Source organism: Desulfobacter sp. (assembly GCF_050177295.1).
The window spans coordinates 1-9,817 of the sequence record NZ_JBFXHE010000147.1; the positions used below are offsets into that span (position 1 = coordinate 1).

General features: G+C 46.6%; 9 protein-coding genes. All 9 read left to right on the forward strand.

Features of this window, described 5'->3' with window-relative positions:
• Positions 1–107 precede the first annotated feature (107 nt).
• Complete coding sequence (trbJ, locus tag AB7U36_RS11690; protein WP_428159951.1) at positions 108–860, forward strand: P-type conjugative transfer protein TrbJ; 753 nt, start codon at positions 108–110, stop codon at positions 858–860.
• Between the two features lie 208 nt (positions 861–1,068).
• The gene (trbL, locus tag AB7U36_RS11695; RefSeq protein ID WP_428159952.1) at positions 1,069–2,061 is read left to right on the forward strand and encodes a P-type conjugative transfer protein TrbL; all 993 of its coding nucleotides are present in this window, start codon (positions 1,069–1,071) and stop codon (positions 2,059–2,061) included.
• Complete coding sequence (locus tag AB7U36_RS11700) at positions 2,058–2,720, forward strand: VirB8/TrbF family protein (protein WP_428159953.1); 663 nt, start codon at positions 2,058–2,060, stop codon at positions 2,718–2,720. Before trbL ends, AB7U36_RS11700 begins: the two co-directional genes overlap by 4 nt.
• Before the next feature lie 11 nt (positions 2,721–2,731).
• The gene (gene trbG / locus AB7U36_RS11705; RefSeq protein WP_428159954.1) at positions 2,732–3,568 is read left to right on the forward strand and encodes a P-type conjugative transfer protein TrbG; all 837 of its coding nucleotides are present in this window, start codon (positions 2,732–2,734) and stop codon (positions 3,566–3,568) included.
• Between the two features lie 167 nt (positions 3,569–3,735).
• Positions 3,736–3,987: a hypothetical protein gene (locus tag AB7U36_RS11710; protein WP_428159955.1), complete on the forward strand. Its 252-nt coding sequence runs from the start codon at positions 3,736–3,738 to the stop codon at positions 3,985–3,987.
• On the forward strand, positions 3,984–5,306 hold the full coding sequence (locus tag AB7U36_RS11715; protein ID WP_428159956.1) for a TrbI/VirB10 family protein: 1,323 nt from the start codon (positions 3,984–3,986) through the stop codon (positions 5,304–5,306). Before AB7U36_RS11710 ends, AB7U36_RS11715 begins: the two co-directional genes overlap by 4 nt.
• 22 nt (positions 5,307–5,328) lie before the next feature.
• A complete protein-coding gene (locus tag AB7U36_RS11720; protein WP_428159957.1) occupies positions 5,329–7,509 on the forward strand; it encodes a DNA topoisomerase III in 2,181 nt (726 codons plus the stop codon).
• Positions 7,496–7,702: a hypothetical protein gene (locus AB7U36_RS11725; RefSeq protein ID WP_428159958.1), complete on the forward strand. Its 207-nt coding sequence runs from the start codon at positions 7,496–7,498 to the stop codon at positions 7,700–7,702. Before AB7U36_RS11720 ends, AB7U36_RS11725 begins: the two co-directional genes overlap by 14 nt.
• A partial coding sequence (locus AB7U36_RS11730; protein ID WP_428159959.1) for a zincin-like metallopeptidase domain-containing protein occupies positions 7,703–9,817 on the forward strand: 2,115 nt, incomplete at its 3' end. It abuts the gene before it with no gap.

A 9,817-nucleotide genomic window follows, 5' to 3' on the forward strand; every position in this document is an offset into this window, starting at 1 on the left:
CTTCCCCTTCTTTTTACTTTATGTAAACCCTTCCCACTTATGTCTTAAAAAATACGACCAATGAGCGCAACGCGTCCCTCATCTTTGTTGACCATCAATCCATCAATTTGCGAGTCCGCGCTCACTTCATCGTCCTTATCTGTCTTCTCTCCTTCTCATCTTCCCTGACCCTGGCCGGCATCCCTGTAACTTGTGTCAACTGTTCGAACCTGTTCACTCAGGCCTTAGAGTACATCAAAGATATTGAGCAGTTGGCCGAAGCGATCAAACGCTATGAAGAACTGGTCAAGCAGACACAGAACGCTTTGACCAATACCATGAATCTGCCCACCAACATGAAAAGCAAATTAGAGTATCAACTGAGAGGGGCGTTAGCGAATATTCGCCGGTTGAAAACATACAAAGCCGACATGGACGCCCTTTATACCATTTTCACAGAAACCTGGCCCGAACTCAGAGATGTAAAAGTTGACGGGGTGCTGATGTCGGATCGGATTGATGACCGGAGAAATCAGTTCAACATTGCTGCGGTGAAAATGGACAATATTTTGCAGTCGAACTTTCAGCTTTCCGGCCAGCAGTTACAGGATTTGGAAGACTCCGGCGAATTTGACACCTATATAAGCGGTCTTCTTTCATCAAAATCCGGCAGAATGCAGGCAATAGAAGCCGGGAACCAAATAAATGCCCTGACCGTAAACGAGTTGCGGCAGACCAGGGCATTGTTGGCCAATTACGTGCAGGCCCAATCAAGCGAAACAGCCCAGAAACAGCATGAACAAAAATTGCGTGAGGCGGAAGATCAGCGGGAAAGAAGCGTGGGTATTGATCGGAGCAATGCTTTTTTACCTGAACCTTAATCAGGGTTCAGGCAAAGTGGCATGATCCCGCATTATCCCAACAGTATCTGTGTGATCCTGTTCAGGTTGGGAATCAACCGAGATCCCAATATAAACACCCACACTGATACTGATCGCAATCGCTATGGAGACGGTAAGAATGATTAAATTTTTAGACATAAAACCTCTTGTAAATCTTTTTCTTTATTTTGCTATCATATCAATTTTATTGTTTTTTTGTAACGAAAATGCCGCTGCCGCAACCGTTGATCAGGCTATTATTGAGAAAATAATAACCAAATATCATGAAGTCGGTACAACCTGGGGAGCGAATGTAAAAAAGCATGCGTTCTGGCTGCTGAAAGTCATGCTCGTTATACAGCTCACCTGGATGGCATTAAAATTGGGCCTGAAGCAATCCACCCTGCAGGATGTATTGGAGGATCTTGTAAAGGTGGTCTTTTTCGGGTCTGTTTTTTTCTGCCTGATCGTCTACGGCCAGGGGTGGGCGGATAAACTGATCCAGGGGATGGCTAATTTAAGCGTGGATGTTGCCGGGGGCGGCAGCAGTGCCATGCAGGTGTTTACCAACAGTCTTAAAATCGCCGACAACATGACAGCACCCATATCTATATGGGGTGCGGTAAAAGCCCCGCTGATTGGGCTTTGTATCATTGCAACCCTGCTTTGTGCCGCGTTTATCTATGGCATGTATGTTTTAATTCTTTGTGAGGCTTGGATTGTCCTTAATTTAGGCATTCTGCTTTTGGGATTTGGGGGGCTTAAAACAACCAGGGGCTTTGCAACGAGCTTTCTCAAATACGCCCTTGGCGTTGGTCTAAAACTATTCACAGTCAAGTGTCTGATCTTCATTTTAGCTGCGTTTGTGGCTGACATGATCAATTATTATTTCAACGATATTTCAGAAGTTCTGGTTATTACCGCATCCTTTATCATCCTTGCATTTCTGGTAAAAACGCTCCCCGACGCCATGGCGAGAATGGTCACTTTGCATAGCGGCAGCAGTGCCGGGGTTATGACAGGAGCCATGGCCGCCGGCGTCGGTATGGCTGCGGGTGCCGCCTCCATGGGTGTGGGGGCCGCGATTGGTGCCGGCGGTGGCGGACTGGCCGGAGCTGCAGCCGGAATGAAAAAAGGAGCGCTTTCATCAATTGCCGATGCCGCAACCGCGCATTTAAAGAAAAAGGATGATCAGCAATGAACACAGCAGCAAAGCCAGGTAAAAACCATTATCTTGCCGGTCGCATGGCCTGGACGGAAATGTATGGATCGTTCATCCGGGAAAGAAACTTCTGGCGAATGGCCGCTCTTTTCATCGGCCTTGTCGCCATCCTCCTGGGAGTCGCCAACATCATTCAGTTACACCAGAACAAGGTTGTGCCTTATGTGGTTGAGGTGGACCGGGCAGGACGTGTGTCCGGCGGACATATGGCCAAGAGAATCGAAACCACGCAAGAGATCATACAGTACAGCCTGGCACAATTCATCACGGCATGGCGGACTGTCACGGCGGATATTGCGCTTCAGGAAAAATATTTAAAACAGGCAAGCTTTATGTCCATTGGAGCGGCAAAAAGGATCTTAGGCCAATGGTACACCGAAAACAACCCTTATGTGACCAGCGAAAAGAAACTGGTGGAGGTAAGGATTTCAGTCCTGCCCCTTTATGTCAGCGGAGAAACCTGGCTTGTGGAATGGCTTGAAATTGAGCGGTCCCATAAAGGGGTTGAGCGATCCCGGACCTCTTACCAGGGCAACCTGGTTATCAAACGCAAGATTCCGGAAACACAGCAGGAAATTTTGTGTAACGCAACCGGGATTTATGTTGCCGAAATAAGCCACAGCGAAAAAATACAATAGGAGTTTTTATCATGAAAAAGATTTTCTTTTCAGCAATTACGATTTTAATTTTGTCCCTGGCTACCTGTCAGGCCGCAGATTATCTAAGCCCTGTGAACGCTTCTTTAACCACAAAAGAAAAAAAGGCTCTGGCTCTACAGGCCCAGTGGGAAAAAGGAACACTGGAACCGGTAACTGTGCAAAACGGCAAGACCTGTTTTGTTTACGGCCATTGCGTGCCCACCATTGTTGTTGCCCCTTACAAAGTGGCTGATCTGGAGTTGCAGCCGGGAGAGGTCATCAATTCCATGGTCCTGGGTGATAATGCCCGGTGGTTTGCCGAAATAATTTTTTCCGGCATCGGCGGTGTAAGTACCAGCCATGTTGTTTTCAAAGCGTTGAATTCCGGCCTTAAAACCACAGTGGTGATTACCACGGACAGGCGGGTTTACCATATCAATTTAAAATCAGACCGGCAAAAACACATGCTCTATTCCGGTTTTATGTATCCCCGGGAACAGTTAAAAATTGCTGACGATGCCCAGGCCAGGATTGCCGCAGAAGAAGCTAAGAAGATCACGGCAGAAGGGTTTGATATATCGAAATTGAATTTTGACTACGAAATATCAGGCGATGCCGGTTGGAAGCCGTTACAAATTTTTGATAACGGCATCAAAACCTATATCAAGCTGCCCAAAATGGAAGAGATGCCCATGTTTCTGGTGAAAACCACTGCAGGCAAAGGTCTTGTTAATTACCGGGTAAAAAACAACTGTTTCATTGTTGATCGCATCTTTGACGAAGCCTATCTGATTATCGGCGTTGATAAGGAACAGGAAAAAATTACGCTAAAAAGATTGGGGGTATAATGAAAAAGCTTATCAAACCGATCTTTTTTCTTTTTGTGGTCATAACCCTTTCTGCATGTGTCCATTCGGTTAATAAGGGCTCTCGGGTTATAGTTGAAAACCCCAACCCATGCTGTGATGTCATCATAAATCGTTTGCTTACCGAATATCCACCCGCCCAAACAACCTTGAGTTTTTCTAAAAGCGATAACGCCGTATTCGATATGCTTTTAGAGAATACGGCACGGAAGGCAGGTTATACAATCGGCAGCCAGGAAGATGCCGTAAATATCAGTTACGTCATAGACGCGATGGACGAAAAAACCGGGTATATCCATCTCAAAAGCAGCAACGGGCTTGTTTTCAGCAGAATGTTTAAACTCCCCGGTTATGTCCTGGAGGATTATTACACAGAACAAAACAGCGAGGTTAACAAATGACCGCACCCAAGGCATTAAAAAGACCTGGTGTTGTAACGACTGTTTTGAGCAAAAAACCTATATTCCTGCTGTTGGGCCTCATTATTGTCATTGTTATTTTGCTGATATTTTCGATTTTTGACAGCGGAAACTCCAAAAGTAAAATCAAGCAGCAGGAAACCCTATTAATAGAACCAGGCGTATCAACAACAACAGATGAAGAGGGATTGAATTTACCCAAAGCCCCGAAAGATTTTAAGGGCGTTGCCAAAGAAATTGTCTCTGGCAAGCCACCGGCACCAGGCGAAACCCCGTCATTAAAAGAACCTATTCAGGTTGTACCGGCTGCCAAGCCTGTTCCTAAAGATCCACTTGAAAAACAACATCAAAAACAACTTCTGGCCATACAGGAATATCATCTTGAACAGCAACGAAAAGCTTTGGAGGCCGGGCTGATTGCTTATAAAAAAGATTCTCCTGTCATTGGTGTCGATGACGGCGGTCTGGGTGCATCCGGATATACACAGGCAAACAGTTCATCCCGAATCGCGGGCTTAAAAAAAGAGGCGGCACAGCTAAGAACCAGCATAAATCAAGGGCAAATTCCCAATGCAACAGCCTCTGTCAGGTCCAAAGGATCTTCCTCTCTTTCCTTTTCAGCAAACCAGGCGGCAGTTATAGATTCGTTCGACATCGGAGAAACCGGGGATCAAAGATGGTCAAATGGGTATTCTATGGACCAGGAGACAGACGCTCTTTCCATTAAAACCGGCTCTATCATTCCGTCTGTCCTTATCACCGGGATTAATTCGACATTGCCCGGGCATATAAGCTGCCAGGTCAGTCAGGACGTTTGGGACACAGCCACCGGATACAATCTTTTGATCCCCCAGGGAACCAAAATTTTCGGGCAGTATCAAAACCAGGTCATCATGGGCCAGGAAAGGTTGTTCGTGGTCTGGCAGCGGTTGATTTTTCCGGATGGCCGGACAATGACCTTAAGTGATATGCCCGGAACGGATCAGCTCGGCTATTCCGGCCTGAAAGACCAGGTTGATAACCACTATCTAAGGATCTACGGCCATGCCCTTCTTATGAGTTTGATCACCGGCGGCACTGCCTATGCCCTCAACACATTAGATACCAATGACGGTGATACCGAAAATTTCAGCTCCGCCATGGGAACGGCGCTGGCCGAACAGATGGGACAAACAACCATGAGCTTGTTGGCCAAGCACATGGATATGTCACCCACGTTGAATATCCGGCCAGGATACCGGCTGAACGTCATGGTGGTAAAGGATCTGTCCTTTAATGAGCCCTACGAAGGGCAATTATAGACCATTTTTAAAAGGTGAAATCATGAAACTTTATATCGCAGAAAAACCGTCTCTTGGCAGAGAAATTGCCGCGATCTTAGGCGTGACCAAAAAAGAAAACGCTTACATTGAATGCGGCAAAGATGTCGTGACCTGGTGTTTTGGCCATATGTTTGAACTTTTCAATCCCCAGGATTACGGGGACCAGTATAAAAAATGGTCCTTAGACAGCCTGCCGATACTGCCGGAAGCCTACCGGAGAAAACCTGTCCCAAAAACAAAAACTCAAATTGCCGCTATCAGAAAACTTTTAAAAGAGGCGGACATGGTTATCAATGCCGGTGATCCGGACAGAGAAGGCCAGCTCCTGGTTGACGAAGTGATAGAGGAACTTAACTGGTCCGGTCCCACAGAAAGGGTCTGGATCTCTGCCCTGAACGCAAAAGCCCTTAAACAGGCCCTGGACGTCCCAAAACCCAACACAGAGTATAAAGGCTTGCGGGACTCGGCCTATAGCCGCAGTATCGCTGATTGGGTGGTGGGTATGAATTTAACCAGGGCCTTTACCCTGCTTGCCAAGGCTGCCGGCCATGACAGTGTTTTCTCTGTTGGCCGGGTTCAAACGCCTACCCTTTCCCTGGTGGTGAACCGGGATGAAATAATCGCCAATTTCAAGCCTGTTGATTATCATGTCCTGACAGCTACCTTTCGGTCTGCTGCCGAAAATTATAACGCCGCCTGGCAGGTGCCGGAAAATATAGCTGACCCTGACAGGCGGTGTCCGGATAAAGCTGTGGCTGAAGAAACCGCCAGAAAAATTGAAGGACAGCAAGGCATTATCCAAAAAGCCGAAAAGACCCGGAAGAAAAAGGATGTTGAACTTCCTTTTTCGCTTTCTGCTTTGCAGACATACTGCTCAAAGCGTTGGGGGATGTCCGCTAAACAGGTCCTGGAAATTGCCCAGGCCCTTTATGAAAAATACAAAGCCACGACATACCCCAGAACAGACTGCCGGTATCTTGCAAGCGGAGCGTTAGCCGAAGTCAGCGATACCATTAATTCCGTTGTTGCCGCAGATAACAGCCTGGAAAAATTTGTCCAGGCATGCGACATGCACCAGATACCCAAGTGTTTTAACGAAAAAAAAATTACCGCCCATACCGCAATCATTCCCACGACAGAAGCCCCGAACATCAGCGGAATGAATGACGCTGAATTAAAAGTCTATGACGCGATCCGCAGGCGTTATATCGCACAATTCATGGCCGCTTATGAATATGACTCCACAACTATAATTACTGAATGCTGCGGCGAGCTTTTCAAAGTGACCGGCAGCAGCCCCGTTATTTTAGGATGGAAAGAAATTCTTTTTGCCGATGACGGCAAGGATAAAGAGGACACGGCAGAATTGCCCGCTGTCACGGAAGGCGACCAGGTGAATTGTAAAGAAGCGAATGTGGCCACCAAACAGACCAAGCCTCCGGCACCCTATACGGAAGGCACCTTGATTGCCGACATGGAGAATATAGCCAAGTATGTAGAGAATAAAGAGGCTAAAAAAATTCTCAAGTCTGAAACGGTAAAAGGCATCGGCACGGAAGCAACCAGGGCCGCGATAATCGACGGCTTGAAATTGCGTGGATACCTGCTTGAATCCGGTAAAAATATAGTTTCATCTGACAAGGCCAAAGAAGCGTTAAAGGTCTTGCCCGAATCTATTTCTGACCCTGTCACGACCGCAGAATGGGAATCCTGCTTAACTGATATTGCCGCCAATAAAGGCAACCCGGAAAAGTTCCAGGCGGATATTGCTGCCTGGATAAAAAACGAGGTTGAACAGGTTAAAAACGGCTCCGGTCAAAAATTTGAAGAGAAGCAGGGCTTTTCCTGCCCGAATTGCAGCCAGCTGCTGCGGCAACGGAAAGGTAAAAACGGTTTGTTCTGGGGATGCTCCGGTTACCCGGACTGTAAAACAACCTTCCCGGATAAAGGCGGCAAGCCGGATCTGACCCCAAAAGAAAAAAAAGGCGGCGTTTTATCTAAATTCAATTGTCAGGCCTGCGGTAAGCCGCTGATCCGCAGGGAGGCTAAGAAAAAAGGGAAAGGAGGCAAGAAAAACTACTGGTGGGGTTGTTCAGGTTTTCCCGATTGCCGGGAGACTTACTTTGACAATAACGGTCAACCCAAATTCAAAGAAAAGGTAAAAGAAAATGAATCTGCATGAAATGAAAGAGTACGCCAACCAACGGGGAATGAGCCTGACTGACTATAAAAAATGGCTGGATCTCCAAATTGAAAATTTTGATTTTGACTCTGACGAAATCCCGGAAGATGTAGCCAAACATATAGCCCATGTTTACGGTCTGGAACTGGCAGAAGCCGAAGCCTTTCTTATGGAAGAGGAAGGGGGTGTTTAAATGGGTAAATATCAGGATAAATTAAACGAATTCAGTCAAAAGGTTCTCGACGCCGTTGAAAAGGGCGATGCGCCCTGGCAAAAACCCTGGAAAGAAGGCGAACTTCTTGAACTGCCCAAAAACATGACAACAGACACCGCGTATAAGGGTGTTAATGTCATGAATCTGGCCATGGGCGGCTACAATGATCCCAGATGGTTAACATTTAACCAGGCTAAAAGTATGGACTGCCGGGTTAGAAAAGGGGAAAAATCAACTGCCGGCTTTTATTATTCTCCAAACCGGCTTGAAAAAGCCCTGGATGAAAACGGCAAACCCATAATTGATAAAGATGGCAAAGAGACAATGGAGCGTGTTGAAAAGCCGGTCTTTAACGCTTTTGCCCTCTTTAATGCCTCCCAGGTGGAGGGAATCGAGCCATACCATCAACCCGAACCGTCCTGGAATCCGGAAGAAAAAGCCGAAAAAATTTTAAGATCCGCCGGCTTGCCCATGGTTGAAAGCCAGTTGAACAGGGCTTTTTACAGACCGGATACCCATACCATCGAAACACCTCAGAAAGCACAGTTTGAAGGCAAGTCTGAATACTATTCCATGATATTCCATGAGTTGAGCCATGCAACGCAGCATCCGTCAATGCTGAACAGGGAACGGGACCGGAGCAGTAACGAGGACCGGGCAAAAGAAGAGTTGCGGGCTGAAATTTCAGCCTGGCTGATTTGCACAAAAATCGGCATCGGTTATGAACCTTCCGCTCAGGAGAATAACACCGCTTATGTTGCTGGCTGGTTGACAGCTTTGAAAGAAAATGACCGGGCCAAAGAGCTTGGTTTTGCCATGAAGGATGCGGAAAAAATCGCTGATTATATCCTTGGTATGGACAAAGAGCAGGCGGTTGTTAAGGAAGAGGCAGTGAAAGGTCACTACATCATTGCTGATGAGTCTTTAGCCGGCATCAGTAAAAATAAAACTTTGGTTGATCCGTGGGGAAGCGAGGCGGCAAAATTTGACACCCCAGAAGCTGCTTTAAAGGCCGCGATCTCCGCTAAATCCACAATGAAAGAATTAGAAGACGATGAAGTATCAGTTTATAAAATAACTGAATTTGGCGATACCCATGGGCCTCTTGTGACCACCGGCCCACCTATACACATGAAAGGGATGTGGGAACGAAATATTCAAACCCCTTTTCCTGAAAATGTCTTTTCCGGTAATAAATCGGAACCGGCCCAAAACAATGAATCAGAATATAGTGCCGCAACCCACCAGAGATTTCAGGCCACAGGCCGACTGCAGGACGGTAACGAATCTATTGATTTAGCATTAATGTTTAGAAGTTCTAAAATTGAGCCCATCATTCAGAATGGCCGTGATATGCAAAAGGAAATCGCAACATTCAATACTCAACTCCAAGCAAAGCTTGCCATGAAACAAGCTATAGCTGATATGCAGAATCAGGAAATGGCTAAAGCCCTGGGTGACGTGATGCAGGTAACACCGGCCCCCGAGGGGGCAGTTGCAACTGCAATATATTCCCGGACAGTAAAACCCGAAGCAGAAAAGACCTATATCAATGTCCCTTATGCCGAAAAAGACGAGGCCAAGGGCCTGGGGGCTAAATGGGACAAAGAACAAAAATCATGGTTTATCGCTGCCGGAGCTGACCAGAGTTTGTTTGAAAAATGGATGAAGCCCCAGGAAAATAAAGAAATTGATACATCTGATTTAGCAAATCAGTTCCGGGATCATGCCGCGAAGATAGGCGTTGTTATTGACAACCCTGTTGCAGACGGGAAAAAACACCGAGTCCGGGTAGAGGGGGAGTCAGAAAAAAAGGTTTCCGGAGAGTATGTTCTCCATGCTGACGGCAGGCCTGCAGGATATATCAAAAATTATAAAACCGCAGAATTCAGCAATTTTAAATATGAAGGTGATTATAAACTTGAGGGTGCCTTTGACAAATCGGATCAACCCGTTAAAGGACAGCAGGACAATTTTGAACAAGCCGCCAAAACCGCCTTCGGTATTTACATCAATGCAGAAAAAACAACGGACCATCCGTATCTTGAAGCTAAAGGTCTGAACGGTGGCAAGGAATACCGGGTTGACAAGAAT

Bases quoted from the DNA above. Each gene is read 5' to 3' on its own strand.
- AB7U36_RS11700 (WP_428159953.1), top strand. From the start codon at position 2,058: ATGAACACAGCAGCAAAGCCAGGTAAAAACCATTATCTTGCCGGTCGC.
- trbG (WP_428159954.1), top strand. From the start codon at position 2,732: ATGAAAAAGATTTTCTTTTCAGCAATTACGATTTTAATTTTGTCCCTG.
- AB7U36_RS11715 (WP_428159956.1), top strand. From the start codon at position 3,984: ATGACCGCACCCAAGGCATTAAAAAGACCTGGTGTTGTAACGACTGTT.
- AB7U36_RS11720 (WP_428159957.1), top strand. From the start codon at position 5,329: ATGAAACTTTATATCGCAGAAAAACCGTCTCTTGGCAGAGAAATTGCC.
- AB7U36_RS11725 (WP_428159958.1), top strand. From the start codon at position 7,496: ATGAATCTGCATGAAATGAAAGAGTACGCCAACCAACGGGGAATGAGC.